The organism is Streptomyces sp. RGM 3693 (assembly GCF_050471125.1).
Taxonomy (GTDB): Bacteria; Actinomycetota; Actinomycetes; order Streptomycetales; family Streptomycetaceae; genus Streptomyces.
Genome location: NZ_JBMPPQ010000003.1, coordinates 1,664,323 through 1,690,852, shown reverse-complemented (window position 1 = coordinate 1,690,852; position 26,530 = coordinate 1,664,323). Strand labels below are relative to the sequence as shown.

Below are 26,530 nucleotides of genomic sequence, written 5' to 3'. Positions count from 1 at the left end.
CGACCTTCCGGGCGGGCCCGTACACCCCTGAGGAGCGCGCCGGTGAGCACCGCACGACAGCCGCAGAGCCGGCCCGGACACCAGGACGCGGCCCGCACGCCGACCCCGTCGGTCCTGCCGACCGTCGACGTGGACCGCTCGGATCCGGACTACCGGGACTGGCTCAATGAAGCCGTCCGCAAGGTCCAGGCGGACGCCAACCGCACCGCCGACACCCATCTGCTGCGCTTCCCGCTGCCCGAGGCGTGGGGCATCGACCTCTACCTCAAGGACGAGTCGACGCACCCCACCGGCAGCCTCAAGCACCGGCTGGCCCGCTCGCTCTTCCTCTACGGGCTGTGCAACGGCTGGATCCGGCCGGGGAAGCCGGTGATCGAGTCCTCCAGCGGCTCCACGGCCGTCTCCGAGGCGTACTTCGCCTCGCTGATCGGCGTCCCGTTCATCGCGGTGATGCCGGCCACCACCAGCCGGGAGAAGACCCGACTGATCGAGTTCCACGGCGGCACCTGCCACCTGGTCCAGGACCCGCGGACGGTCTACGAGGTGTCCGCCCGGCTGGCCGCCGAGTCCGGCGGGCACTACATGGACCAGTTCACCTACGCCGAGCGGGCCACGGACTGGCGCGGCAACAACAACATCGCCGAGTCGATCTACCAGCAGCTGCGGCTGGAGCGCTACCCCGAGCCCGCCTGGATCGTCGCGACCGCCGGCACCGGCGGCACCTCCGCGACCATCGCCCGCTATGTGCACTACATGCAGTACGACACCCGGATCTGCGTCCCCGACCCGGAGAACTCCTGCTTCTTCGACGGCTGGCTCACCGGCGACGCCGCGACCGACTGCGCCACCGCCTCCCGTATCGAGGGCATCGGCCGGCCGCGGATGGAACCGAGCTTCGTGCCCGGTGCGATCGACCGGATGATGAAGGTCCCGGACGCGGCCAGCGTCGCCGCGGTACGCGCGCTGGAGCAGGCGATCGGTCGCAAGGCGGGCGGCTCGACCGGCACCGGGCTGTGGGGCGCCCTGAAGATCGTCGCGGAGATGGTCGCCGAGGGCCGGACCGGATCCGTGGTGACGCTGCTGTGCGACCCCGGCGACCGCTACCTCGACAAGTACTACTCGGACGACTGGCTGGCCGCCCAGGGGCTCGACATCACCCCCTACGCCCGGACCATCGAGCACTTCCTCGCCGGCGGCTCCTGGGACGCCTAGGGGCTCAGCCTGTCTGACGGATCATCAGGATCGTCGTCGGGGTCTCCTCACCGCCCGCAGGGCGGCCTCGATGGTGGTGTTCAGGACGCGGCGCAGGGTGCGGTGCGACGGCCTACCGCATTCCGCGGCCGGCTGAGCGCTCCGGCGTCCCCGCGGGTTTGGAGTCCTTGAGGAGATTCAGCTCCGGTATCGGTGAGAACGCGGTGGCGACAACGGCTCCTCGATCGAGGTGAGTTGGAGCCCGGACGCTACTTGCGTCACCCGCTGACAGTCCCAGCCGGGCGCGACGGCCGGGCTTCGGAGGCGTTCGGCTCGTGGGTGGGGGCAAGGCCCTCTCCTGGTCTTCGTTCGAAGGCCCGGGCAGGGGCGGTGACGCTCTCGCCTTGCGGGCGTGGTGGCGCGCCCGGCGTGTTCCCTGGCGGTCCGCGAGGTGCTCCACACGACACCGCCTGGCCCAAGCGGGTGGGTACATGCCGGCGCGGCGGGACCACTCATCGGGGAGCAGCCCCGCCGCGCGGGAGAGACGGTGACCCACCGGACGGGCACCGGGGCGCGCCCGGGCCGGACCGGGCGTCAGCTGCCGGCGAGCCGCCGGTCCAGGGCCCGTATCGAATCCCGGAACGCGCGCCCCAGGCCCGGCCGGGCCAGTGGCATCAGCCAGCGGAACGCCGCCGGGCCGTCCGCCGCGAACGTCCACCGCAGTCGGGTCCCGGCGCCGGCCGGCGTCAGCCGCCAGTCCTCCAAGAGGGCCCGCAGAACGGGGGCGTTGGTGGTGTCGACCCGGTAGGCGTAGCGCGCGCCGGGCTCGGTCGCCAGCACCGTCTCGTCGAAGTGGGTGCCGCCGGTGAGCCGGACGTCGCGGCCGCGGCCGTCGCGCGTCGGCGCCGCCCGGGCCACCCCCGTGAACCAGTCGGCCCAGCCGGGCACGTCGCCGGCCAGCGCGGCGTACACGGCCTGCGGCGGTGCGGTGGCCTCGGCGGTGAACACCAGTCGCAGCGGTGCCGATTCGACGAAGTCGAGGTCGACGGGGCGGAGCCGGCGGGGCATGGGACGAGCACCTCCAAGGGGGTGGGGCGGACTGCGCGGACACCCTAGCTGACGTAGTGTCAGCTGTCTGTGTCGGGCACCGGCTCGCCCGCCACCACCAGCTCCGTCGACCGGTCAGCGAACTCCGCACGCGCCTCGGCGGACAGCCCGGCATCCGTCACCAGCACGTCCACGTCGTCCAGGGCGGCGAACGAACTCAGGCCGACCGTGCCCCACTTGGTGTGGTCGGCGACCACCACCACCCGGCGCGCGGACCGCACGAAGTGCCGGTTGGTCTCCGCCTCCGCGAGATTCGGCGTGGACAGCCCCGCCTCCACCGATATGCCGTGCACCCCCAGGAAGAGCAGGTCGCAGTGGAGCGACCGGATCGCGGCGTCCGCCACCGGACCGACCAGGGTGTCCGACGGCGTGCGCATCCCGCCCGTCAGCACCACCGTCGCCGCCTCGGCCGGCGGCCGCCCGTCGCCACCGCTGGCCGCCGCCCGCTGGGCGTTGTAGAACACGTCGGCCACCCGCACCGAATTCGTCACCACGGTCAGCTCCGGCACCTCCAGCAGCCGCTGCGCCAGCGCATACGCCGTCGTGCCACCGGCCAGCGCGATCGCGCTGCCCGGCACGGCCAGCTCGGCCGCCGCCTTGGCGATCTCCGCCTTGGCGCTCAGCTCCAGCCCCGACTTCACCTCGAAACCCGGCTCGTGCGCACTGGCGTCGCTCACCGGGAGGGCGCCGCCGTGCACCTTCTCGATCATGCCCTGGCGGGCCAGCGCGTCCAGATCGCGACGGACCGTCATATCCGAGACGTTCAACCTGCGGGTGAGTTCGTTGACCCGCACTCCGCCGCGCCGTCTGACCTCATCGAGGATCAGGGCCCGCCGCTGCTCCGCGAGGAGATTCTGGTTGTCGCCCACCGCGGCCCGTCCCTTCCGCCCCGGCTCACCGCCCCGGGTCCGTGCGCCGGCTCTCCGCCGCCTGCGATCTCTGGTGCCCTCATCCTCGCACGAGGGTCTGACAGCAGCCCCGCTCCGGGGGACCGCGACCAGGAGCCACAACCGGCACCCCGGGAACCGCAACCCGGGTGCGCACGCTCTCTGAGGGAAGGGACAATCCGAGGAGGGCGGCACACCGCACGACCGACCACACCCGCCCACCACGGCACCACACCGCACCGCACTGACATCGGGGGAGAGCCAGTGGAGATCGCGGCCACCACACCACCACCCGCCCGCTCGACGGAACCGAGCCCGGCGACGGACCCGCCGCTCACCACCACACCGCAACCACAACTCGCCCTGGAGCTGCTCGTCCACGGGGTCGGCGGCACCACACCACAAGAGATGCTCGGCGACCCGCGCGTCCAACGGATCACCGGCGACGACACCGCGGCCTGCTACCGCCGCCCCGAGGACGTGGACGCCGAGCAGCGCCCCGAGGACTACCGGACCCGACCGGTCCGGGAGGCGTACTGCTGGTCCAACCTCACCTCCGGCAACGGCGCCCGCGCGCTCTGGCTGATCCTGCTGCCCTTCATGGTCGCCAACCTCGCCCACTGGATGCGCCCGGCCGCCCCGCCCGAACACCGCGGCCAGCGCATCTACGACCTGCTGGTGCGGCTGCTCGCCCTCACCCTCACCGTCCTGCTGGCCGCCGCGGCCTGCGAGGTCGCCCTCGACCTCAGCGCCTGGCAGTGCGCCGGCACCCCGGTCTGCGCCACCGGCAAATCCTGGCTGGGCTTCCTCAACCCCGCGGACGGGGGCTGGTGGAGCACTCCGGGACGGCGCCTGGTCCTCGCCTCCGCGCTGCCCCTGACGGTCATCGGCTTCCTCTGGTGGCTCTCGCACCGCACCTGGAGCGCCTACGAGTCGGCCTCCCCGCCGCCGCGCCGCCCGGGCGCCTCCCGCGGCACTCCCGCCGACGAACGCACCGCGCTGGGCCTCGACGGCTTCTGGTACGGCCGCCGGCTGGTCGCCCGGCTGCGCGCCGCCCACGCCACGGCCGGGGTGCTGACCGTCACCGCCGCCCTGCTCGTCGCCTCGCTCCGGGCCGACCGGCGGGCCGGCGCCACCACGCTGACCGCCGTCGGCCAGACCCTGACCGTCCTGGCCGTGCTGCTCGCCGTGGTCACCTTGACCATCGTCTGGCGCACCGCCCGCAGTGAGGCGGCCCGCGACGAGGAGTCCGACCGTCCGGCGGTGCGGGCGTTGCCGTACGCCGCGCTGGCCGTGCTCGCCCTCACCGCCGGCTACGCCGCCTGGGCGCGGCCGGCGGCGGTCAGCCACGGCCCGCTGCCCGGGGTCGCGGCGTTCGGCGGGATCGCCGTCTGCCAGGGCGCGCTGGTGCTGGCCCTGGCGGTGACCGCCTGGTTCCTCCAGCGCGCCGCCCGCGACGAGGCCCGCACCGCACTGCGCGGCATGGGCGGCCCGGCCGTCGCACTGCTGTCCTGTGCGGTCGCCGGGGTGCTCTCCGGGGGAGTGGCTCAGCGGTTCGCGGACTGGATCGACGGGCCCGCCACCCCCGGCCAGGACCACGCCCCGATCGCGGGGCCGCCGGTGCTGCTCTCCTGGCAGGCGTCGGTCCTGCCCGCCCTGTTGGTCGTGGTGGCCGCCGTCGCCGTCCTGGCCGGGATCCGGGTGCTGGTCGTCCGCAAGCAGGTCGGCAAGGACGTCCCCGGGCTCTACAACCCGCGTGAGCGCCCGGACGTGCTGCGCACCGAACGCATCGCGGGCACCATCGCCCGCGCCGGGCTCACCGACGCGGCGCCCGTCCTGGTGGCCGCCATCGCCGCGGTCACCCTCGTCCTGGGTGCCGGCGCGGTGGCCGGCGCCTGGCTCACCGACCGGGCCCCCGGCCGCGCCACCGAGGGCGCCCCGCCGTTCGTGCACGCCGCCGCCGAGACCGCCGAGTCCCTCGGCTCCTGGCTGATGGGCGCTGGGGTGATCCTGCTGCTCACCATGGGCCGGCGCGCCTACCGCGACCACTCTGCCCGCCGCACCATCGGCATCCTCTGGGACGTTGGCACCTTCTGGCCGCGCGCCGCGCACCCGTTCGCCCCGCCCTGCTACGCCGAGCGCGCCGTCCCCGATCTGACCTGGCGGATGGCCACCTGGACCGAGCGGTGCGACGGTCGGCTGGTGATCTCCGGCCACTCCCAGGGCAGCGTGCTGGCCGCGGCCGCCGTCTGGCAACTGGACCTGGTCACCCGCAGCCGGGTCGCCCTGCTCACCTACGGCAGCCCGCTGGAACGCCTCTACGGCCGCTGGTTCCCCGCCTACTTCGGCCCGCCCGCGCTCACCGGCCTGCACCGCGAGATGGACGACTGGCGCAACCTGTGGCGCTTCACCGACCCCATCGGCGGCCCGATCCGGCTCACCTGCGAGGACGGCCGGGCGGTCGACGAGGGACCGCTCCGCGACCCGCTCACCTTCGGCCGTACCCTCCAGAACCCGCTGCCCGCGCAGATCCTGGGCCACGGCGACTACCAGGCCGACCCGGTCTTCGACCGGGTGCGCGCCGAACTGCTCGCCCGGCTGGGCCCGGGGATACCGGGCCAGCGCACCAACGAGCCGCACTGTCAGGGGAGTTCGGGCAGGTCCTCGGCGTAGAGGAGGGTCAGGTCGTCGGTACTCGGGTCGGTGACGCGGGCGACCCGGCCCGCGTGCCGCTCGACCATCGCCTCGAACGTCTGCCGCGCGGTACGGCCGTTGCCGAACGACGGCCCCTTGGGCAGCGTCGTGAAGTACTTGAGCAGCGCCTCGTCGGCCCCCTCGGCGAGGCGGTACTCGTGCTCCTCGCCCTGCTGCTCGACGATCCGCAGCAGCTCCTCCGGTGCGTAGTCACCGAACCTGATGGTCCGTGAGAAACGGGAGGAGATACCGGGGTTGACCGCCAGGAACCGTTCCATCTCGGCGGTGTAGCCGGCCACGATGACCACCACCGCGTCCCGGTGGTCCTCCATCAGCTTCACCAGGGTGTCGATGGCCTCCTTGCCGAAGTCCCGCCCGGAGTCCTCGGGGGAGAGCGCGTACGCCTCGTCGACGAACAGCACCCCGCCGCGCGCCCGGTCGAACGCCTCCTGGGTGCGGATCGCCGTCGAGCCGATGTGCTCGCCCACCAGGTCCACCCGCGACACCTCGACCAGGTGCCCGCGCTCCAGTACACCCAGGGAGTGCAGGATCTCGCCGTACAGCCGGGCCACCGTGGTCTTGCCGGTGCCGGGGGAGCCGGTGAACACCAGATGGCGGCGGACCGACGCGGCCTTGAGGCCGGCCTCCTGCCGGCGGCGCCCCACCTCGATCATGTTGATCAGGCTGCGCACCTCCCGCTTGACGCTGTCCAGTCCCACCAGGGTGTCCAGCTCGCCCAACACCTCCTCGGAGGGGCGGCCGGGCGCCGACGCCTCCGGGGCCGCGGTGGTGGCCGGCGCCGAACGCGGCGCCGGGACGTTGCCCAGCAGTCCGGCCGTCTGGGTCGCCTGCTGCACCGTCGGGGCGGTCGCCGTCGGCGCCTGCGTGGTCCGGCTCTCGTCGCTGGTGCAGTCCTCGACCGTGGGGCTGACGCCGGTGCCGTGTGCGTCGGCGAACTCGTAACCACCGCGTGCGCAGCGCTCCGTGCGGCACCGGGTCAGCGTCGTCCGGCAGCCGTCGATCACGTGGAAGCCGAAGCCGGAACTGCCGGTGACCCGGCAGCTGTGGAAGGTGCCGCGGCCCTCCGCCGAGACGTAGAAGCCGGCCTCGGCCGGCGAACTGACCGTGCAGCCCTCGATGGTGGGGTCCGCGCCCTTGGTGACGATCACCCCGGTCTGGGCCCCGTCGATGGTGCAGTTGGCGAGCGTGCCGCCGCTGCCGTGGTCGCGGAACCACGCACCGGTCGAGGTCTCCCGGATCCGGCAGTCGTCCAGCTGGACGGTGGCGCCGTCGCTCACCGACACCGCGGTGTTGCGGACCTGCGTGATGTCGCAGTCCACGACGTCGGCCCGAGAACCCCGGTCCAGGACGAAGAGCGCGTCCGGGACGTCGTGCACCCGCGTCGAGTCGAGTACCGCGGTGGCGCCGTCGCTGACCCACACCGCCGGGTAGTCGCCCGTACTGTCGTGGATCTCGCACTGGTTGGCGTCCACCCGGGTGCCCGGGTCCCACACCGACAGGCCGTTCCGCCCGAAGTGCCGCACCGTGCTGCGGGTCAGCGTCAGCACCGACCGGGACCGCAGGTCCACCGCGTTCTCCGGGATGTCGTGGATGTCGCAGTCGGCGAGGGTGAGCACCGCATCGGTGTCCAGGGTGACGCCGTCCGCGGTGGTGCGGTGCACCGTGCAGTCGGTGAAGTGACCGGTGGCCCGGGCCGCCACCTGGATGCCCGTACCCTTGATCTCGTACAGCTCGCAGCCCACCGCCTCGACCGCGCTGCCGTCGCCGGTCAGTGACAGGCCGGCGCCCGAGGCGTGGTGGATCCGGCAGTTCTCCAGCCGCGGATGGGCGCCGCCGCGCACCGCCACGCCGGCCTGGCCGGCCGCCATCACCTCGCACTCCTCGAAGAGCCCGCCGGCGCCGTCCAGGATGCTGATGCCGACCCCGCCGGCGTTGTCGACCGTGCAGCGCCGCACCGTCGGACGGGCCCCGCCGCGCACCTCGATCCCCGCCGCGGACCGGGTCACCACCCGGATGTCGGCCAGTTCGGGGGCGCCGTCCTCCACCAGCAGCGCCGGCGACGCCGAGTCGGTCGCCTCCAGGTGCAGGTCGTGGACGGTGGCCGAGGCCCGTATCGTCAGCGCCACCCCGTCGGCCGGCGCGATCCGCACCGAGCCGCGGGCCCCCTCCGGGCCGCGCAGTGTCACCGACCGCTGCAGGACCAGGTTCTCCCGGTACGTCCCCGCCGGCACGGTCAGGACGTCACCGTCCCCGGCGGCCTCCAGGGCGGCGGCGAGCGAACTGTACTCACCGGTGCGGCGCCGCCAACGCGACGTTCCGGAGTGCGTCACCTGGACCGAACCCTGTGCCATGGCGGTGTCGTGTCCCCACTTCGTACGGCGGATGTCGCCCCGGCAGTCATCCGTCCACGGATGTCCGCTTTGAGGTCTGCGGGGCACCAGCCGAGAGGCTGGGTGCACCACCGTAGCGCGCCCGACGGGCGGCAGTTGACACGGTCCGTCGCCTGATCAGCCGCTCCTCAACTCCCGGCGTCGGCCCGGCCCCAGTCCTGTCCGGCGCGGGCCCAGGCCGCGTCCCAGCGGCGGAACCGACGTGCCATCAGCTGCCGGACGGCCAGCCGCCGGCCGCCCTCGACGAGCCCACCGGCCGCCGCCGCGGAGCCCAGCCCGGCCAGCACCGCGTGCGTCGCCGCGGTGCCCTCGTCCATCGGCCGGGTCGCCGCCCGCCCCTGCTCGTCGGCCCACATCCGGAACCGGTCACCGGCCTCCACCGGGCGCGGCGCGGTCACCTCCCCGGTCCGCTGCCCGCCGCCCGGCCCCGGCCAGCGGGCGATCACCCGTAGGTGCACATCGTGCTGGGCGGCCGACTCGGGGTCGGGGCCGACCGGGGTGGCGGCCGCCGGCCGGTCCACGGTCGCCCACACCACGTGGCGTTGTTGCCGCTGGAGCCGTACGGCCTCCAGAAGGGCGCCGTACGCGGCCCGGCCGGTGAACCAGCCGGCGCAGGGCGCCCCGACCGCGATCAACAGGGCGGCGGCCAGTGCCAGCCACGCTTCCCACCGGTCGGTCCGGCGTCGGAGCGGATTGTGCCGCCAGTGCCAGATGCCCGCGATCGCCCGCATCGTGCCCCCTCTCGTGGTCCGTGCATACCGCATGGCGGGGTGTCCATGCGCGTGTTCCGGGAAGCGAGAGCAACATCACGCCGCGGGTGCCGCCGGTGGCCGGGCACCTCCCGCCCCAGCCGACCCCGCCGTCACCGAACAACCGTGCCTACGGGGTCGGTTGGCGGCATTTCGGGAAGCTTGCGACGCCTCGGGCACTCGACCGGATACCGCCCCGTACGACGGTGCCGTCAGGGCAGCCGGACCGCCACCGTCACCACCGCGCCCCGCGGGCCTGCCGGGTCGGTGCCCGGGGCGACCGCGAACCGGTCCGCCACCAGCCGCGCCAGCCACAGCCCCCGCCCCTTGGGCGCCCCGTCCAGGCCCGGCAGCAGCTCCGGGATCACCGTCTCGCTGAAGCCGGGGCCGGCGTCACTGATCCGGCACTCCAACTCGTCGCCCACCCGCTGGAGCACCAGCCGCCCCGAGCCGCCGGCGTGCTCCACGGCGTTCCCCGCGATCTCGTCCACCGCCAGCACGAACTCCCCGCGCCGCGGCTCGTTCAGCCCCTCGCGGGCGGCGCACTCCTCGACCAACAGCCGCAGCTGCGGCAGCAGCCGCGCGGTGAAGCGCCGCTGTAGCAGTCGGCGTCCGGGCTCCTCCGCCGGTACCTTCGCCTGACCGTGACCGGCCGGTTCCGGGTTCAGCACGGCCGTACCACCTCCCTCGGCGCCAGCCGCGGCACCGCATCGGCGCCCAGCCGGCGCAGCATCCGGTGCTGCCCACGGTCGCAGCGCACCTCGACCAGATCGTGGCCCGTGGCGCCCCGGGCCAGGGTGAGTAGACCTACCGCACAGCCCACCGAAAGGAAGTGCAGCCGGGTCAGGTCCACGGTGAGCCGTCGGGCCACCGCCGTCCTGGCCAGCGCGATCTCCAGCGACCGGACGAACCCGGCCTGATTGGCGGCGTCCGCCTCACCGACGAAGGACACGACATCGTCCGGCCCGCGCACCGTCCGCAAACTGCCCAGCCGCTCCAGCGCGACGCGTGGATGCGCCTGTTCCATCGCGGTCACCACCGCCCGGTCGAACCGCCGACGGTCGTACGCGCAGACCTCCGTGTACGGCCGCCCGGCGAACAGCGCGTGGGCACCGGTCTCGCGCCGGGCCATCACCGCCACGTCGGCGCCGAGCGCAGCCACCCAACCCATGTCGATGAACGCCCGCAACCCGGTGTACCCCTCGGCCGTCGCCCGGTCGACCGCCGCGTACAGCCGCCCCATCTGCCGGGCGGTGGTGAACGCGGCGTCCGGCCGGATCAGTTCCTGCATGCTGGTGACCCTCAGCTGGCCGCGCTGGCGCGCCCGGACCGTGCTGCGACTGGGGAAGTCGATCCTGGCCAGCACCTCTTCCGCCGGCACATCCGGGCACGGCAGGACCAGCACCTTCTCACCGCGGGCCAGCCCGAGCCGGACGAAGGCCGTGACGGCCTCCCATCGCACCTCGTCGTCGCCGTAGCTCACGAAGGCGTGGTCCCCGGGGCGCAGGCGTTGAATCGGAACGAGGCGCTCGCTCAACGCGTCCCTGGCAGGAATCGGCACAACAGCTCTCTGTCTCCCCCCGCGGCCCGTCCCATCGGCGGCGCTGTGCGCTCACTGTAGGCAGCCGCCGACCGACCCGCAATGAGGGCGGCGGCGGTCGCGTACGGCCGTCAGTCGAGTATCTCGAACGGGTCGCCGACGCGGAGCGTGCCCGCCCCGCGGGGGATCAGATTCTGGCCGAAGACCAGCCCGTCATCGAAGCGGCGGTGGCGGGCGAGCGTCCGCAGTGGCTCCTTGCCGCGCGCCGCGGTGTGCTGGTCGGTGGTGGTCACCACGCAGCGGCCACTGGGCTTGGCCACGCGGAATTCCACCTCGCCGATGCGCACCCGCCGCCAGTCGTCCTCCGCCCAGGGCGCGGTGCCGTCGATCACCACATTGGGCCGGAAACGGTTCATCGGGAGGGGGCCCTCGTCGGCGTGGTCGCCCTGTGCGATGAGGGAGTTGAGGGCGTCGAGCGACGAGGTGGTGGTCAGCAGCAGCGGAAAGCCGTCGGCGAAGCTGACCGTGTCCCCTGGCTCGCTGTACCGAGGGTTCACGGGGCGGCGCTTCTCGGGGGCGTCCATGTGCACCAGGCGGCACGCGAAGCCCAGATAGCCGTGCCACCACGCGGCCGCTTCCGGGCCCGCGGGCACCGCCTCGACCACGTCGCTGAAGACCTCGACCGGGACCGTGCCCAGCGGCTCGGGCACCTCGACCACCAGTGCCGGCATCCCGGGTGCGGTCAGCCGCAGGCCGCCGCCGGGCAGCTCCTCGGCCCGGGCCAATGCCAACCTCGGCTGCTGGCGTTGGGTGATCTGCCGGCCCTCGGCATCGACCACCAGCCACCGCCGGTCCCCGGCGAGCCCCCACGGCTCGACGGCCGCCTCGCCGGGACCTGACCCCGCAAGGGCCTTGACCGGATAGACGTGGAGCGACTGGACCTGTGGTGTGGGCATGGTCCCATCCTGTCAGCCGCTCCAGGCATCCGATCGAGCGGCCGGATCAGTACCCGCGCGGATACTGGCGGCCGTACCCCGGGTCGTCGAACGGCGAGGCGGGCCGCGGTGCGACCGGGCCGGCCGGACGCATCGACTCGTACCCCGTGCCCGGTGCTGGGCGCTGGTACTGCTGAGGGTTCTGGTAGCCGCGGTTCCCGGCCTGCTGCGGGATGTACGGGGCCGGGGTGTGTTGCAACGGGGCGACCGGCTGCGCCGCGGCGCCCGGATACCCGCCGCCCGCGGACGGCGCCGCGGGCAACGCGGGCAGTGCCGAGGGCAGCGCCGGCAGCGAGGAGGAACCGGTGTCCCAGGGCGACGGGTTCACCCGGATCGGGGCGATCTGCGGAGTACCCCGCTCTGCGACGAGGCTGTCGTAGATGGGGGTGTCCGGGAAGGAGGGCGATGCGTAGTAGCCGCCGCTGTAAGTGGAGCGGGGGGAGGTCATGCCTCATAAGTTAAGCCCACCATGTGTCGAATGGGGAGCCCGACAAGAGGGTTGTTTTACCGGTTCGGAGCGGCCCCGGGTCCCCAAAGTGAGCGAACTTGTGAAAATCGGTCGCGATCGCCCGTAGGGATCGTGTAAAGACCGCGCTTTCCGCAGATGAACAGTGGGCTTTCGGGGCGTTCCCGGCCAAGTAGGTTGGTGGCAGCCACCGCTGACGGGGGCGCGAGCACACCACGACGACAGGAAGGTGCGGCGATGTCGATGCTCAAGGGCGGCAACGTCCCGGTTCCGGCGCCGGCGGTCCGGGTGGAGCTGGGTTGGCAGCCGGCCGCCGGGGCGCCCGACGTGGATGCCTCCGCGCTGCTCCTGCTGTCCGGAAGGGTCCGCGACGACGCCGACTTCGTCTTCTACAACCAACCGGTGCACGCGTCCGGCGCGGTGCGCCACGAGGGCAAGCGGCCGGCCGGCGGGGCGATGACCGACACCCTCCACGTCGACCTCGGCGCCGTCGAGCCCGCCGTCGACAGCGTGGTCCTGGCCGCCTCCGCCGACGGCGGCAGCTTCGGCGGCGTACCGGGCCTGTACGTCCGGGTGCTGGACGCCGTCAGCGGCGCCGAACTGGCCCGTTTCGACAGCCAGGACGCCACCACCGAGACCGCCTTCGTGCTCGGCGAGCTCTACCGCCGGCAGGGCGGCTGGAAGTTCCGCGCGGTGGGGCAGGGGTACGCCACCGGGCTCGCGGGCCTGGCCACCGACTTCGGCATCAGCGTGGCGGACGAGCCCCCGGCCGCCCCGGCACCGCCGGCCGCCCCCGCGCCGCCGTTGCCGACCGGTCAACCGGTGGCGTCAATTCCGCCCCCGCCCGGTCACGGTGCGCCGGCGCCCGCGCCCGGTCCCGTCCGGCTGACGAAAGTCACCCTGACGAAGGAGGCCCCGGCCGTCTCGTTGACGAAACAGGGCGGCACCTCCGGAGCGATGCGGGTCAACCTCAACTGGAACGCCGGCGGCACCGGCAAGCGCTTCACCAAGAAGCTCGGCCGCAAGGCGATGGAGGCGCTGGGCGCCCGCGGCGCGCTGCTGCCGCCCGCCGGCGACCTCGACCTCGACCTGTGCGCGCTCTACGAATTCACCGACGGCTCGGCCGGAGTGGTGCACCCGATCGCCCATGCCTTCGGCGACCTGCACGCCCCGCCCTACATCCAGCTCGACCGCGACGACCGCACCGGCGCCGTCGCCACCGGCGAGAACCTCACCATCAACCTCGACCACCAGGCCCGCTTCCGGCGCATCCTGATCTTCGTGACGATCTACTCCGGCGCCCGCAGCTTCGAGGGTCTGGACGCCACCGTCACCCTCCAGCCGCAGCACGGCGCCCCGGTCGAGTTCACGCTCGACGCCTGCACGGTGCCGGCCACCGTCTGCGCACTGGCCCTGATCACCCACACCGGCGGCGAACTCGTCGTCCAACGCGAGGCCCGCTACCTCGTCCCCGCGCCCGGCGTCAGCGCCCAGCGCACCGTCGACCACGCCTACGGCTGGGGCCTGAACTGGTCCCCGGCCAGCAAGTGAGCGCTCAGGGCGCGCCGTAGGTGCGGCCCTTCCACGCGGCGCCGCGGCCCCGGTAGTGCTGCACGGCCGAGTCCACGGTCATCAGGAGGTAGAGCAGCGCGGTGAACGGGAGCAGCGGTGCCGCCCACGGGGGCTGCCGGTAGTAGCGCAGCATCGGCAGGTACGTTCCGCCCATCACCGCCCAGGCCGCGCCGCCCAGCGCCGCCGCCAAGGGGTCGCCGGCCGCGAGCCCGGCCAACAGGGCGGCCGGCGGCGCCAGATAGACCAGCGCCAGCCCGAGGACCGTGCCCAGGAGGAGCAGCGGTTGGTGCCGCAGCTGCGCGTAGGCGCTGCGGGACACCATCCGCCACAGCTCCGCCAGCCGCGGATACGGGCGCACGCTGGTCACCCGGTCCGCCAGCCCCAGCCAGACGGTCCCGCCGGAGTGCTGGACGGCCCGCGCCAGCGACACGTCGTCGATCACCGCGTGCCGGATCGCCTCCGGCACGCCCGCCCGCTCCGCCGCCTCCCGCCGCAGCAGGACGCACCCGCCGGCGGCCGCCGCGGTCCGGGTGCCGCGCCGGTTGACCCACCGGAACGGGTACAGCTGCCCGAAGAAGTACACGAAGGCCGGCACGATGAGTCGCTCCCAGAAGGTCGCCACCCGCAGCCGGGCCATCTGCGACACCAGGTCCAGCCCCGCGGAACGGGCCGCGGCCACCAACTCCCGCAGGCTGTCCGGCTCGTGCGCGATGTCGGCGTCGGTCAGCAGCAGGTACTCCGGGGCGGTGCGCTCCCGCGCCAGCGCCATGCCGTGCCGGACCGCCCACAGCTTCCCGGTCCAGCCCGGTTCCGGCTCACCGGGCGAGGCGACGGTCAGCGGCAGCCCGCCGCCGGCGGCCGCCAGCTCGCGGGCGAGCGCGCCGGTCCCGTCCGTGCTCCCGTCGTCGATCAGGAAGACCTCGGCCCGGCCCGGGTACTTCTGCGCCAGCAGCGTCGGCAGGCTCGCGGGCAGCACCGCCGCCTCGTCCCGCGCCGGCACCACCACCGCCACCGACGGCCAGCGGTCCGGATCCCGGCGGGCCGGCAGCCGGACGTCGGTCCGCCAGAAGAAGCCCTGTCCCAGCAGCAGCCACAGCCAGGCCAGCAGCGACCCGGCACCGATCCACTCCATCGCTTCCACGGCCGCAGTCTGCCCGACCGGGGCCGCCGCGGACCGGGACCCGACACGCACTCCGGCCGCGGCGGAACGGGGTCGTCGCGGCGCCCGCCCAATCCGGTCCTTCCCGGCCCGGTATGACAAGCGGGACGGACCGTTGAGTAAAGTGTCCGGGTGAAGATCGCGCTGATGGATTCCGGAACGGGCCTACTCCCGGCGGCCGCCGCGGTACGGCGCCTGCGGCCCGACGCGGATCTGGTCCTCTCCACCGACCCCGACGGCCTGCCGTGGGGCCCGCGTACCCCCGACGACGTCACCGCGCACGCCCTGGCCGTGGCCCGCGCCGCCGCCGCGCACCGCCCGGACGCGCTGATCGTCGCCTGCAACACCGCCTCGGTGCACGCGCTGCCCGCGCTCCGCGCCGAACTGGAACCGGACATCCCGGTCATCGGCACCGTCCCGGCGATCAAGCCCGCCGCGGCCGGCGGCGGCCCGGTCGCCATCTGGGCCACCCCCGCCACCACCGGCAGCCCGTACCAGAAGGACCTGATCGCCCGCTTCGCCCAGGGCGTCACGGTCACCGGAGTGCCCTGCCCGGGCCTCGCCGACGCCGTAGAGCAGGCCGACGACGCCGCGATCGACGCCGCGGTGGCCGCCGCCGCGCAGAACACCCCGCGGGACATCCGGTCCGTCGTCCTGGGCTGCACCCACTACGAACTGGTCGCCGAACGGATCCGCGCCGCCCTGCAACAGCCCGGCACTCCGCCGCTGGTACTGCACGGCTCCGCCGAGGCGGTCGCCGCCCAGGCACTCCGCCGGATCGGCGCCGAACCGGCCCCCGCGGCCGCCCCCACCGGCACCCTCAGCGTGCTCCTGAGCGGCCGCCCGGGCTCCCTGCCCGAGGTGGTCCTGGCCTACGAGGAGGGCCGGCTGCTCGCCGGCGCCGTCCCGGCCGCACCGCGCACCGTGTGACCCGTCGGCCGGAGCACCGCGGTGCTCCGGCGCACTGCCCCAGCGTGCGAAGGCGCGTACGCTGCGTCTCATGAGGGACCACCCCCACGAGGGGGCCGCAGCCCCCGATCAGCACGGCAGCACGGACGGCGGTCCGGCCGGTGTCCGGCCGGCCGGCGGCTCCCATGCGGAGATTCCCGAGGTCTGGCACGGCAGTGCGTCCAACCGCGTCCAGTGGCTGCTGGCCGCCGCGGGCGCGGCCTGTCTGGCGCTGGGCATCGACCTGGCCGTCAACAGCACCTGGACCTCCGGCCTGGCACCCCTGGTGATGGCCGTGGTCGGCTGTGTCGCGGCCGGTCTGCTGGTGCTCTTCGGCACCCTCGCCTTCGTCCACGTCGCGGTCCGGGTCGACGAGGACGCGTTGGAGGTGCGGTGCGGCCACATAGGAGTACCGCGCCGCCGGATCCCCCTGGACACGGTCGTCGGCGCCGACTTCGCGCCCCGGGTCACCCCCCGCCACTGGGGTGGTTGGGGCTACCGCTGGCGCCCCGAGCAGGGCACGGCCGTGGTCGTCCGCCGTGGCGAGGCGATGGTGCTGCGGCTCGGCGACGGGCGCACCTTCACGGTCACCGTCGACGATGCCGAGGGCGCGGTGCGCTGCGTCCGCGAGCGGCTCCGGCTGCGCCGCCCGGCCTCGACGGCGTAGCGCGGCGGCATCCCGGGGCGGTGCACGGCACCCGTCGAGGGCCTTGAGGGGCCGTCCCGTCCGGCACGTCGCCGCACGACGGGGTTCGGTCCGCCTGGTCCCGTAGGGTCGGGGCATGGCGATCCCCGAATTCATCCGTGACCTCCGGACCGACATCGGCACGAAGCGGCTGTGGCTGCCCGGGGTGAGCGCGGTCGTGTTCGACGACGCGGGCCGGGTGCTGCTGGGCAAGCGGGCGGACACCGGCGGTTGGTCGGTGATCGGCGGTATCCCCGAGCCTGGTGAGCAGCCCGCCGAGACCGCGGTCCGCGAGGTGTACGAGGAGACCGCGGTGCACGTCGTCCCCGAGGGCGTGGTCCTCGTCGAGACCATGCCGCCGACCCACTACCCCAATGGCGACGTGTGCCAGTTCATGGACGTGACGTTGCGCTGCCGGGCGGTCGGCGGCACGGCGCGGGTCAACGACGACGAGTCGCTCGAGGTCGACTGGTTCCCGGTGGACGCCCTACCGGCACTGGACGACTACGCGCTGAGCCGGATCAAGAAGGCGCTGGAGGCCGGCCCGACGTGGTTCCAGGGCATGGCGGACGCGGAGGCGGCCGGCTAGGGCGCTTCGGCCGGGCCTACAGCTCCGTGGTCGACGGTTGTTCCATCGGGAGCGAGGAGTCGTCGGGCAGGCCCGGCATCTCGGAGGCGTTCGGCGGGCCGCTGGGGCCGGCGCCCTGACCGGTGTCCTCGGTGTGCATCGCGCGCTCGCCCCGGCGGCACTCGGTGACCCAGGTGCCGGTCGGGCCGCCGTCGTACTGACAGGACCAGCCCCGTACGGCCAGGGCTCCCGGCGGGCCGCCCGACTGCGGCGGCGCCCGCAGGAAGAACTCCTTCATCACCGCCCGCGCCTCCGTGCAGCCCACCGTGCCTGCGGCGCCAGGGTCCGCGAACAGTGCGACACCGTGCGCCTGACCCAGTACGCCGGCCATCTCGCCGCAGCTCACCGGCTGGCCCGGGATGGTGGGGGAGTCCTGCGGGGCCGGGGTGCCGTCAGGGGCCGCGGCCGGGTCGGACGCGGACGAGGTGGCCGGTGCGTCCCCGACGCCGTCCCCGGTCCCGCAGCCGGCGGCGGCCAGGGCGAGCAGCACGGTCGGCACGGCGATGAGCCTGCGCATGTCGGCCTCCTTGTGGCGGCGGTGCGGGGGCGGTGCCCTGCGTCGTTCGACGCTAGGAGGCCCGGTGCGGCGAGGCGATCCGGGGCGGCCGTTCGGGTGACCGCCGGACACCGGATCGGCGTCCGGACTGTCGAAGACGGCCGCGCTGGAGGGTGCCGCGCACGGGGTGACCAGCAACTGCGTCAATCCCGGCTACGTCCGCACGCCCCTGGTGGAGCGGCAGATCGCCGATCAGGCTGCGGCGCACGGCATCCCACAGGAACGGGTGCTGACCGAGGTGCTGCTGGCCGATTCGGCGCTCAAACGGCTGATCGAGCCCGAGGAGGTCGCCGAGGCGGTGGCGTTCCTGTGCACCCCGCAGGCGTCCTTCATGACCGGGGCGTCGCTGGCGTTGGACGGGGGCTGGACCGCGCACTGAGCGGTGCGGCGGGGCCGGGCTCCGGATGCGGCCCGTGGTGGGCTGCGGCAGCGTGGTGGCGGAGCTTCACACCCCGCCGAGGCTTCGTATCCTCCCCACCGAACGAAGGAGTTCGCCATGGCCGACAAGGGCTCGACGGACAAGATGAAGGGCAAGGCCAAGGAGATGGCCGGGAAGGCCACCGGCAACGAGCGGATGGCCGCCGAGGGCCGCACCGACCAGGCCAAGGGCAAGGCCAAGAGCGCCATGCGCAACGCCAAGGAGAACGTCCAGGGCATGAAGGACTCCCTCAAGGACCGCGACGACGCCTCCTGAGCCGCCGCGGCGCACGCGCGCCGGCCGCGGGCCCCTGTGGATACGCGCCACAGGGGCCCGCGGCCGTCCCGGGGGCCCCCGGGTGCGGTCGGGCGGGGAGTTACGTACGGATATGGCGGCAGCGGTGCGGGATTGCGCGGGAGGCGGGCAGCGCCGGGAAGCGGGGTGCCGGGCGCATGCTGTGGGCCGACCGCCATACTGCGAGCGATCTTCCGCTCGGCCCGAAGGGAACCGCCCGCCGTGTCCTCACCTTCCCCCTCTCCCGCCGCCCCGCCCCCCTCCCGTACCGCCGTCGTCATCATCGGGGCCGGACCCGCCGGGCTCACCGTGGCCAATGTGCTGCGGGCCGCCGGTGTCGACTGCGTCGTACTGGAGGCGGAGAGCCGGGAGTTCATCGAGCGGCGGCCGCGGGCCGGGTTCGTCGAGGAGTGGGCGGTGCGGGCGCTCGCCCGGCACGGCCTCGCCGACCGGCTGCTGGAACGGGCCCAGACCCAGGGGGAGTTCGAGTTCCGTTGCGAGGGGTCACGGCACACCGTGCGGACCGCCCGGCTGTCGGGGCGGCGGCATTTCGTCTATCCGCAGCCCCTGTTGGTCGGCGACCTCCTCGCCTCGTACGCGGACCGCGCGGGCGGCGCGGTGCGCTTCGAGGTGCGGGACGTGCAACTGCACGACGTGGAGGGGCCGCAGACCGCGGTCTCGTACCGCGATCCGCGGACCGGCGAACGGCACCGGATCGCCTGTGACCACATCGTCGGCGCCGACGGGGCGCGCGGGGTGAGCCGGGCCGCGATACCCGACGGGCGGGTGCGGCTCACCCGCTACGACCACGGGGTCGCCTGGCTCGCGGTGCTGGCCGAGGCGCCGCCGTCCGCGGACGGCGTGGTCTTCGGCATCCACCCGCGCGGATTCGGCGCGCACATGGCGCGCAGCGCCGAGGTCACGCGGTACTACCTGGAGGTCCCGGCCGAGGACGACGCGGCGGACTGGCCCGACGACCGGGTGTGGGCCGAGCTGCACCTCCGGCTCGCCGCGGACGGCGCCCGGCCGCTGCACGAAGGGCCGTTGAGCGAGAAGACCGTGCTGGCGATGCACAACTACGTGGTGGAGCCGATGGCGTACGGCCGGCTGTACCTGGCCGGTGACGCGGCGCACCTGCTCGCGCCGATCGCGGCGAAGGGCATGAACCTCGCGATCAACGACGCGCTGCTGCTCGGCGAGGCGCTGATCGGCCACTACAAGGGCGACGACCGCGGACTGGCCGGGTACTCGGCGGCGGCGCTGCGGCGGGCCTGGCAGTACCTGGAGTTCTCGCAGTGGCTCTCGGAGCTGCTGCACGGCGCCTCGTCCGGCGACCGGTTCCGTGCCGGGACGGCCTCGGCCCGGCTGCGGCGGCTGCTCGGCTCGGAGGCCGCGGCCAAGTCGTTCGCCGGGCTCTACCTCGGCGAGGAGGCGGATCTGTAGGACCTGGTGGCGGGCGTCGAGAGGGTCCGCCAGCGGCCGGGTGCGGGAAGAAGGGGGCGCGCTCGGCCGCCGTGCGGGGCGCGTCAGGCGGTCGCGTAGACGCGGGTGGCGAACTCGGCGACCTGGGCGTCGGTGAGGTTCTTGGCCAGGTTGGCCTCGGTGATCATGCCCACCAGTTGGTGTCCGCCCTTGACGTCGATCACCGGGAGGCGCTTGATCTGGTGCTGCTCCATGGTGCGCAGGACCTCAGTGGCGTCCGCTTCGGCGTCGATCCAGTGGATCTTGCTCTGTAGGGAACCGGCCTGCACCGTCGACGGGTCGATGCCCTCGGCACAACACTTGACGACGATGTCACGGTCGGTGATCATCCCCGTCAGCTTGTTGTTGTCACCGCAGATCGGCAGCGCGCCGACCTTCAGGTCGCGCATCATCTTCGCCGCGTCCTGCAACGACTGGTGCGCGCCGACGCATTGCACTCCGCTGGTCATGATGTCCCGGGCTCGCAGCTTGCCGGCCATGATTCCTCCCGCTGTCACAGCGTGCTTGTTGATGGCGTGCTTTTCGATGGCGTGCTTCTCGTTGGTGTGTTTCTCGATGGTCCGCGCGGCGGTCTGCGCCGCGTCCTCCCCGCCGGCCCGTCCGGTGTGCTCCGCCGTGTCCTGCCCGGCGTTCTCCGCGGGCTCGTGCGGAGCCTCGGCCGTGCCCGGCGCCTGGCGTCTGCGCGGTGCGCACGGCGCCTTCCCTTCGATGACACCACGGATGGCGCAAGGTCGCTTCCGGGGCCGGGGCGCCGTTGGCCGGGCCGAAGTCCCGCTGCCGTACGGGCCGGAGCGCGCTGCCCCGGCACCTGCTGCCCCACCGGAGAAACGGGCATATCGTTCATAGTGTGGTAGGGCGCCGGGGGCGGACGGGGTATCGGCAGCCGGGAGTCCGTTCCGGACGTGCTCCGTGAGGTCGTGCCAGCCGATCCGCTCACCGAAAGCTCCGTGAATCCGCTCGTCGAAAGAAGGGTTCCGATGCATGCTGCGCTCAGCTCTGCTGACCTCGCCAAGCTTCGCCGGCAGCGGCCCTATCCGGCCGTGTCGGTGCTGATGCCCACGCATCGCCGTGAGCCGGACAACGCACAGGACCCGGTCCTGCTGCGGAACATGCTCGCCGAGGCGAAGGAGCGGCTCCAGGCCGATCCGGACGTCTCCAGGGAGCGACGGATCGATGTCATCGAGCAGTTGGAAAAGGCGGCGTCGGAGGTCGACCTGACGCACGCCGAGGAAGGCATGGCCCTCTTCGCCGCGCCGGGGGAGCACCAGGTGTGGTCGTTGAACTGCACCGTTCCGGCCCGGGTGGTGCTCTCCGACACCTTCCTGACCCGCAACCTCGTCGCCGCGCACGCCGCCGAGCACCCCTTCTGGGTGCTGGCCCTCTCCGCCGACCACGTCAGCCTGTGGAGCGGTGCGGTGGACCGCCTCACCGAGGTGCGGCGCGGCGGCTTCCCGCTGACCCGCAGCCTGGTCGATCCCGACCCCGAGGACCAGTTGCAGGTGGGCGACGTGCCCAGCACCTTCCGCAACGAACACACCCGCAGGTTCCTGCGGGAGGCGGACACCGAACTGGCCGCGGTACTCAGGGCCGATCCCCGGCCCCTGTACGTGGTCGGCGAGGCGCCGGCGCTCTCCCTCCTCGACGACGTGGGGACGGTCATGCGGGGCGGCATCGGCACCAAGGTCACGGTGACGCAGGTACCGCAGGCCGGGCTGGCCGCCGGCCCGCCCGAGCCCCTTTGGCAGGCCGTCCGCCCGTACGCGGAAAAGCGTGCGGAGGCCGAAATCGCCGACGTGCTGGCTGAGCTGGACCGGGCGCGCGGGCGGCGGACTTTCGCGGCGGGATTGGACGAGATCCGGCAGAGCGCCGAGATCGGCCGGGTCGCCCTGCTGGCCGTGGAGGAGAACTACCGGGAGACCGTACGGGAGACCGGCGGCCATCTGGTGCCGGCCGAGCCCGGTGAGCGGGACGCCGTCGACGACATCGTGGACTCGATCGTGGAGCGGTCCCTGGACACCGGCGCGGAGGTCCGGTTCGTACCGGACGGCGTGCTCGCCGAGGTGGGCGGGATCGCGGGGACGCTGCGGTACTAGCCGGTACTAGCCGCCGTTTCCAGCCCATCACGTCACGGCAGACGACAGTAGACGGACGACAGCAGACGACAGTAGACGACAACGACAGTGACCAACGGGCCTTCCGTTGGCCACTGTCGTTGTCGTGTCGTCGTGACGTGTCGCTACGCCGGAAGCAGGCGGAAGTGGCGGGTGAACCAGTCGCGGGCGAGCGCGGACACCGTGTCCAGGGCTCCCCGCTCCTCGAAGAGATGGGTCGCGCCGGGGACGATTTCGAGCTTGTTCTCGCAGGTCAACGCGGATTGGGCCTGGCGGTTGAGGTCCAGGACCAGGGTGTCGGCGCCACCGACGATCAGGAGCGTCGGGGCCTGGACGGCGGAGAGCAGCGAGTGGCCCGCGAGGTCGGGCCGGCCGCCGCGGGAGACCACGGCGCCGATGTCCGCATCGGGGTAGGCGGCGGCCCGTAGGGCGGCCGCGGCCCCGGTGCTGGCGCCGAAGTAGCCGAGCGGGACGGACTCGCGGGCGCGCAGCCAGCGGGTGGCGTCGGCCAGCCGCCGGGCCAGGGTGTCGATGTCGAAGACCTTGGCCCGGTCGGACTCCTCGGCCGGGGTGAGCAGGTCGAAGAGCAGGGTGCCCAGGCCCGCGCGGTTCAGGGTCGCGGCCACCGCGCGGTTCCGCGGACTGTGCCGACTGCTGCCGGAGCCGTGGGCGAACATCACGACCGGACAGCCCGCAACGGGCCGGGTGAGATCACCGGTCAGCCGGACCGGTCCGGCCTCGATCCGCACCTCCTCCGTGTCGCCCGCGCCGCGCGCCGCCCGCGTACGGGTGCCGGCGGCCGCTCCGGCGCCGGCAGCGATACCGGTCGCCGCCTGCGACAGCAGCGAGACCACCTCGTCGTCCGACGTCTGGGAGAAGTCCTCGTACCACTCGCCCACCGCGGAGAACGCGTAGGGCGTGGACAGGCAGATGAACTCGTCGGCGGCGGTGCGCAGGCGCTCGGCGGCGTCCGGCGGGGCCACCGGCGCGGCCAGGACGACCCGGGCGGCGCCCTGGGCGCGGACCACCTGGCAGGCGGCCGCCGCGGTCGCCCCGGTGGCGATGCCGTCGTCGATCACGATCGCGGTTCGGCCGTCGAGCGGCAGCCGCTGTCGGCCGGCCCGGAACCGCTCGGCCTGCCGTGCCAGTTCCGCCTCCTCGGTGCGCTGCACCGCGTCGACGTCCGCCGGACCGACCCGGCCCCGGCGGATGATGTCCTCGCTGAGGACCCGCACACCGCCCTCGCCGATCGCGCCGAAGCCCAGCTCCCGCTGGTACGGGACGCCGAGCTTGCGGACCACGATCACGTCGAGGGGGGCACGGAGCGCCTGGGCCACCTGATAGGCCACCGGCACCCCGCCGCGGGGCAGGCCCAGCACGACGGGTTCGTCCTTCTCCAAGTGGCGCAACGCCTCGGCCAGCCGCCGTCCGGCGTCCGCGCGGTCAGTGAACAGCACAGTGTGCACCCCCTACCCAGGGGAGACGGAAGCTACGTCCACACCTAAATCCGGAATAACCCCACCCGAGGTCATTCCGCAAGTCAGGGCGGTCCCGTCGGGCCGGCCCCGGGCGGCTGCGGGGCCAAGAGGTCCACGATCTCGGGGACCGACCACCGAGGGTGTACTCCTGGGCACGAGGCGAGATAGGTCGCGGTCCGGTGTGCGGTCCAGCCGTGCGTGGCGCTGATGCCGGCGGCGATGTGGCGCAGGTAGGCGGCGGAGGGCGGGTTCGGGGGGACGTCCGTGCTGCGCCAGGGGGCCGTGAAGGTCAGCACCGGGTGGCCGGCGAGCCGTCCGGCGCAGACCAGCGTCTCGTAGCGGCCGGGGCCCAGTCGGTCGCGCCCGCGGGTGAGGACCTGCGTCAGGTCGAGATCCTGGCCTGGGTCCTGGTACATCTCCTGCGCCGCGATGTCGGAGAACTGAGAGAGCGTCAGGAGATAGGCGTGGCAGGGGAGTTCGCCGTCCGCGTCGGGGTCGTAGAAGGCTCGGCCGCCGGTCCACACCGCGGACTCGGTGGCGAAGTACAGCCGCCCGCGCAGCAGGAGCGGCAGGCTGCGCCGGGGGCGGCGCGGGTCGCGGCATCCCGGGACATCCCGTCGTCCGCCCGGCGGGCGGCCTCCGGCGAGGTAATGGCCGAGCCTTTCCGGGTGGGTGTTGGAGCCGTACGCGGCGTACCAGACGTGCGTGACGGCGACCGGACGGGAGGTGCTCCCACCGGCGTCGAAGGGCTCCGGGGCGCGGGGCGCGGTCACCCCCTCACGGTATCCGGCCCCGGGGAACGACGGCATGGCCGTGAGCGCCGAGCGATGGGCTTCGGACGCACACGTGGTTCGCCCCTGCACGAGCGAGAGGGCTTCGAGCCGTATGCGTGAGGGCTTCGAGCCGCATGACGGCCAGGACGGGCCGGTGTCGGCTGGTCGTCGGCGGTGGGCGGTGGCCTGTCGGTGACGTGTCGGCGAGTTGTCGACGGCTGCCGGGACCTTGGGGTTGGTCGGCGTCGGCCTCCACGGCACCGGCCACCGCCGTCGCATCGTCGCGGCGGACTGGAACGGCGCTCCCGGCGTGACCCGCCGGACGTCCGCCCAGCGGTCCACGATCAGGAAGGAAGTCCCCATGACCACTGACGTCACGATCATCGGCGCCGGACTCGGCGGCCTCGTGCTCGCCCGCGTCCTGCACGTCCACGGAATACCGGCCACGGTCTACGAGGCGGAGCCGTCCCCGACGGCGCGTTCGCAGGGCGGGATGCTTGACATCCACGACTACAACGGGCAACTCGCCCTTGAGGCAGCCGACTTGATGAACGAGTTCCGCGGCCTCATCCTGGAGGGCCGCCAGGCGATGCGGATCCTCGACCCGGACGGGACCGTCCTGTTCGACAAGGCCGACGACGGCACGGGTGGCCGCCCCGAGGTGCAGCGCGGCGAGCTGCGAGCGATCCTGCTCGACTCGCTCCCGGCCGGCACCGTCCGGTGGGGGCACAAGGTCAGCAGCGCCCGTGCCCTTGACGAGGGCCGCTACGAGGTGACGTTCGCAGGCGGTGGCACCGTCGTCACGAGCCTGTTGGTCGGCGCGGACGGCGCGTGGTCCCGGGTCCGGCCGCTGCTCTCCACCGCCATGCCCGAGTACGTCGGCAAGTCGGTCGTCGAGACCTACCTGTTCGACGCCGACACCCGGCACCCCGCCGCAGCGAAGGCGGTCGGCGGCGGGTCGATGATCGCGCCCACACCGGGCCGGGAGATCTTCGCGCACCGGGAAAGCGGCGACACCCTGCACGCCTACGTGGGGCTGTCCGAGCCGCAGGACTGGTTCGCCGGCATCGATTTCACCGATGCCGCCGTGGCCACCGCGCGGATCGCGGCGGAGTTCGACGGCTGGGCGCCGGAGCTCACCGCGCTGATCACCGACGGCGACATCGCGCCGGTCCTGCGCCCCCTCTACGCGCTGCCGACCGGGCACCGGTGGGACCGGGTGCCGGGGGTGACCCTGCTCGGCGACGCCGCCCACCTCGCGGCCCCGAACGGCGAAGGCGCCAACCTGGCCATGCTCGACGGTGCCGAACTCGGCAAGGCCCTCGCCGCGCACCCCGACGACGTCGAGGCCGCGCTCACCGCGTACGAGCAGGCCATGTTCCCCCGCAGCGCTGAGACTGCCGCTTTCGACGGTGCCGAGGCCCACGGGACCGACTCCGACAGCAACACGGCCCACGACCTGATCGCCGCGTTCACCCGACACGAGCAGGCCCCGTAAGGCGTCCGTCGATGGCGTTCTTCTGCGGCGTTCGTCCACGGCAGGCGCGAGAACTGGCGGCAGTTGAACAGGCGCACCTCCGGCCGGGCCGGGTGGCCCGGTGCGGTCACTCCGGCCGGACGATCAGCCGGCGGGCCGCCGAACGGGCCACGACCAGCGCCCGGTCGTGGTCCGTGCCGCGCTGTCCGAGGACGACCCGGGTGCTCAACCCGTCGAGGAGCGCGAGGAGTTCATCGGCCCGCGCCGCGGCGTCCATCGGTGCGAAGCGGCCGCGCTCCGCCCCCTTGGTGAGCAGTGCCGTCAGATCGTCCTGCCATCCCTGGTCCATCTCCTCCTGCGCGCGGTGCAGCGCCTCGTTGGAGGGGGTGCGGGCCCACAGTTCGATCCACAGCATCCAGCGCGCGTCGCGCGGTCCGCGCGGCAGGTAGAGCTGAAGGAAGAGGTCGAGCTTGCGCTCCGCGGTCAGTCGCCGCGCCAGGAGTGCCGCGCGCTCCTCGGCGAGCGCCGCCTCGCTCCACCGCAGCGCCTCCAGCAGCAGCAGGTCCTTGACTTAGAACGGCATTCAAGGCGTGTGTGGGTACGGAAGGGCGGGCGCGATGGCACAGCAGCAGCCGGACACCGGGAGCAGCGACACCGCCGATCCGGACGAAAGCGCAGGTCGGCGCGGTACGTCCGGCGCCCAGCGGGAGACCGACGAGGTCTTCAAGGTCGAGACCCACGGCATCGACCCCATCCCCGACGACGAGCGGCACGGCAGCGCACGCGACGTCTTCTGGCTCTGGTTCGGCTCCAACCTCACCTACTGGGCGCTCGCCCGGCGCACGGTCGCCGCCACCACCCCGGCCACCTGACCGACCCCCCCTCCCCGGGACCCGTCACCCCCCCCGG

Annotated in this window: 25 protein-coding genes and 1 pseudogene; 12 read left to right on the top strand and 14 right to left on the bottom strand. The window is 73.6% G+C overall.

Annotation, left to right across the window (positions count from 1 at the left end):
- Window positions 1–42: 42 nt before the first annotated feature.
- Window positions 43–1,212 (top strand): PLP-dependent cysteine synthase family protein, encoded by a 1,170-nt coding sequence (locus ACO0M4_RS35950; protein ID WP_430375276.1) that lies wholly within the window; start codon window positions 43–45, stop codon window positions 1,210–1,212.
- Window positions 1,213–1,785: 573 nt separating this feature from the next.
- Here ACO0M4_RS35950 and ACO0M4_RS35945 read toward each other — a convergent pair.
- Entirely contained in the window at window positions 1,786–2,259 is a 474-nt protein-coding gene (locus ACO0M4_RS35945; RefSeq protein WP_430375275.1) for an SRPBCC family protein, read from the bottom strand.
- A 59-nt stretch (window positions 2,260–2,318) separates the two neighbouring features.
- Entirely contained in the window at window positions 2,319–3,167 is an 849-nt protein-coding gene (locus ACO0M4_RS35940) for a DeoR/GlpR family DNA-binding transcription regulator (protein ID WP_430375274.1), read from the bottom strand.
- Window positions 3,168–3,449: 282 nt separating this feature from the next.
- On the opposite strand from ACO0M4_RS35940, the gene ACO0M4_RS35935 reads away from it, so the two are divergent.
- A complete protein-coding gene (locus ACO0M4_RS35935) occupies window positions 3,450–5,858 on the top strand; it encodes a hypothetical protein (protein ID WP_430375273.1) in 2,409 nt (802 codons plus the stop codon).
- Here the strand turns inward: ACO0M4_RS35935 and ACO0M4_RS35930 are convergent.
- The 6 genes from ACO0M4_RS35930 to ACO0M4_RS35905 all read right to left on the bottom strand — a co-directional run bounded on the left by ACO0M4_RS35930 (window position 5,828) and on the right by ACO0M4_RS35905 (window position 12,022).
- Window positions 5,828–8,251: a right-handed parallel beta-helix repeat-containing protein gene (locus tag ACO0M4_RS35930; RefSeq protein ID WP_430375271.1), complete on the bottom strand. Its 2,424-nt coding sequence runs from the start codon at window positions 8,249–8,251 to the stop codon at window positions 5,828–5,830. The genes ACO0M4_RS35935 and ACO0M4_RS35930 overlap by 31 nt on opposite strands.
- A 167-nt stretch (window positions 8,252–8,418) precedes the next feature.
- Window positions 8,419–9,021, bottom strand: a complete 603-nt coding sequence (locus ACO0M4_RS35925; protein WP_430375270.1) for an Rv1733c family protein — start codon at window positions 9,019–9,021, stop codon at window positions 8,419–8,421.
- Window positions 9,022–9,251: 230 nt separating this feature from the next.
- The gene (locus ACO0M4_RS35920) at window positions 9,252–9,710 is read right to left on the bottom strand and encodes an ATP-binding protein (RefSeq protein WP_430375269.1); all 459 of its coding nucleotides are present in this window, start codon (window positions 9,708–9,710) and stop codon (window positions 9,252–9,254) included.
- Entirely contained in the window at window positions 9,704–10,522 is an 819-nt protein-coding gene (locus ACO0M4_RS35915; RefSeq protein WP_430375268.1) for an MEDS domain-containing protein, read from the bottom strand. The genes ACO0M4_RS35920 and ACO0M4_RS35915 overlap by 7 nt, the downstream gene beginning before the upstream one ends.
- Before the next feature lie 188 nt (window positions 10,523–10,710).
- The gene (locus tag ACO0M4_RS35910; RefSeq protein WP_430375267.1) at window positions 10,711–11,535 is read right to left on the bottom strand and encodes an MOSC domain-containing protein; all 825 of its coding nucleotides are present in this window, start codon (window positions 11,533–11,535) and stop codon (window positions 10,711–10,713) included.
- Window positions 11,536–11,581: 46 nt separating this feature from the next.
- A complete protein-coding gene (locus tag ACO0M4_RS35905) occupies window positions 11,582–12,022 on the bottom strand; it encodes a DUF6643 family protein (RefSeq protein ID WP_430375266.1) in 441 nt (146 codons plus the stop codon).
- 255 nt (window positions 12,023–12,277) lie between these two features.
- On the opposite strand from ACO0M4_RS35905, the gene ACO0M4_RS35900 reads away from it, so the two are divergent.
- Window positions 12,278–13,591, top strand: a complete 1,314-nt coding sequence (locus tag ACO0M4_RS35900; protein WP_430375265.1) for a TerD family protein — start codon at window positions 12,278–12,280, stop codon at window positions 13,589–13,591.
- Window positions 13,592–13,595: 4 nt separating this feature from the next.
- Here ACO0M4_RS35900 and ACO0M4_RS35895 read toward each other — a convergent pair whose 3' ends face one another.
- Window positions 13,596–14,744 carry a glycosyltransferase gene (locus tag ACO0M4_RS35895; protein WP_430375374.1) on the bottom strand — a complete coding sequence of 383 codons (1,149 nt, stop codon included), beginning with the start codon at window positions 14,742–14,744 and terminating at the stop codon, window positions 13,596–13,598.
- 159 nt (window positions 14,745–14,903) lie between these two features.
- On the opposite strand from ACO0M4_RS35895, the gene ACO0M4_RS35890 reads away from it, so the two are divergent.
- The 3 genes from ACO0M4_RS35890 to ACO0M4_RS35880 all read left to right on the top strand — a co-directional run bounded on the left by ACO0M4_RS35890 (window position 14,904) and on the right by ACO0M4_RS35880 (window position 16,993).
- Window positions 14,904–15,701 (top strand): glutamate racemase, encoded by a 798-nt coding sequence (locus tag ACO0M4_RS35890; protein WP_430375264.1) that lies wholly within the window; start codon window positions 14,904–14,906, stop codon window positions 15,699–15,701.
- A gap of 70 nt (window positions 15,702–15,771) precedes the next feature.
- Entirely contained in the window at window positions 15,772–16,386 is a 615-nt protein-coding gene (locus tag ACO0M4_RS35885) for a hypothetical protein (protein WP_430375263.1), read from the top strand.
- Between the two features lie 115 nt (window positions 16,387–16,501).
- Window positions 16,502–16,993 carry an NUDIX hydrolase gene (locus ACO0M4_RS35880; protein WP_430375261.1) on the top strand — a complete coding sequence of 164 codons (492 nt, stop codon included), beginning with the start codon at window positions 16,502–16,504 and terminating at the stop codon, window positions 16,991–16,993.
- A 16-nt stretch (window positions 16,994–17,009) separates the two neighbouring features.
- Here the strand turns inward: ACO0M4_RS35880 and ACO0M4_RS35875 are convergent, their stop codons facing one another.
- Complete coding sequence (locus ACO0M4_RS35875) at window positions 17,010–17,549, bottom strand: hypothetical protein (RefSeq protein WP_430375260.1); 540 nt, start codon at window positions 17,547–17,549, stop codon at window positions 17,010–17,012.
- 124 nt (window positions 17,550–17,673) lie between these two features.
- Between ACO0M4_RS35875 and ACO0M4_RS35870 the strand changes: the two are divergent.
- From ACO0M4_RS35870 to ACO0M4_RS35860, 3 genes and pseudogenes are all read left to right on the top strand, one after another.
- A pseudogene (locus ACO0M4_RS35870) lies at window positions 17,674–17,967 on the top strand (SDR family oxidoreductase); the annotation flags it as partial.
- A 117-nt stretch (window positions 17,968–18,084) separates the two neighbouring features.
- The gene (locus tag ACO0M4_RS35865) at window positions 18,085–18,282 is read left to right on the top strand and encodes a CsbD family protein (protein WP_430375259.1); all 198 of its coding nucleotides are present in this window, start codon (window positions 18,085–18,087) and stop codon (window positions 18,280–18,282) included.
- A 240-nt stretch (window positions 18,283–18,522) separates the two neighbouring features.
- The gene (locus ACO0M4_RS35860; RefSeq protein ID WP_430375258.1) at window positions 18,523–19,743 is read left to right on the top strand and encodes a 4-hydroxybenzoate 3-monooxygenase; all 1,221 of its coding nucleotides are present in this window, start codon (window positions 18,523–18,525) and stop codon (window positions 19,741–19,743) included.
- Between the two features lie 83 nt (window positions 19,744–19,826).
- Here ACO0M4_RS35860 and ACO0M4_RS35855 read toward each other — a convergent pair whose 3' ends face one another.
- Window positions 19,827–20,261 carry a CBS domain-containing protein gene (locus ACO0M4_RS35855; RefSeq protein ID WP_430375257.1) on the bottom strand — a complete coding sequence of 145 codons (435 nt, stop codon included), beginning with the start codon at window positions 20,259–20,261 and terminating at the stop codon, window positions 19,827–19,829.
- A gap of 498 nt (window positions 20,262–20,759) precedes the next feature.
- Between ACO0M4_RS35855 and ACO0M4_RS35850 the strand changes: the two genes are divergently transcribed.
- A complete protein-coding gene (locus tag ACO0M4_RS35850) occupies window positions 20,760–21,875 on the top strand; it encodes a chemotaxis protein (RefSeq protein WP_430375256.1) in 1,116 nt (371 codons plus the stop codon).
- Window positions 21,876–22,018: 143 nt separating this feature from the next.
- Here ACO0M4_RS35850 and ACO0M4_RS35845 read toward each other — a convergent pair whose 3' ends face one another.
- Together ACO0M4_RS35845 and ACO0M4_RS35840 are read right to left on the bottom strand one after the other, a co-directional pair.
- Window positions 22,019–23,350 carry a phosphoribosyltransferase gene (locus ACO0M4_RS35845; RefSeq protein WP_430375254.1) on the bottom strand — a complete coding sequence of 444 codons (1,332 nt, stop codon included), beginning with the start codon at window positions 23,348–23,350 and terminating at the stop codon, window positions 22,019–22,021.
- 83 nt (window positions 23,351–23,433) lie between these two features.
- Window positions 23,434–24,144, bottom strand: coding sequence for a histone deacetylase (locus ACO0M4_RS35840; protein ID WP_430375253.1), 711 nt, complete (start codon window positions 24,142–24,144; stop codon window positions 23,434–23,436).
- Between the two features lie 361 nt (window positions 24,145–24,505).
- Here ACO0M4_RS35840 and ACO0M4_RS35835 point away from each other — a divergent pair, with 361 nt between their 5' ends.
- Window positions 24,506–25,642 carry an FAD-dependent oxidoreductase gene (locus ACO0M4_RS35835; RefSeq protein WP_430375252.1) on the top strand — a complete coding sequence of 379 codons (1,137 nt, stop codon included), beginning with the start codon at window positions 24,506–24,508 and terminating at the stop codon, window positions 25,640–25,642.
- A gap of 106 nt (window positions 25,643–25,748) precedes the next feature.
- Here the strand turns inward: ACO0M4_RS35835 and ACO0M4_RS35830 are convergent, their stop codons facing one another.
- Window positions 25,749–26,108, bottom strand: a complete 360-nt coding sequence (locus ACO0M4_RS35830) for a TetR family transcriptional regulator C-terminal domain-containing protein (protein WP_430375373.1) — start codon at window positions 26,106–26,108, stop codon at window positions 25,749–25,751.
- Between the two features lie 130 nt (window positions 26,109–26,238).
- Here ACO0M4_RS35830 and ACO0M4_RS35825 point away from each other — a divergent pair, with 130 nt between their 5' ends.
- Complete coding sequence (locus ACO0M4_RS35825) at window positions 26,239–26,493, top strand: hypothetical protein (RefSeq protein WP_430375251.1); 255 nt, start codon at window positions 26,239–26,241, stop codon at window positions 26,491–26,493.
- The last annotated feature ends 37 nt before the right edge of the window (window positions 26,494–26,530 follow it).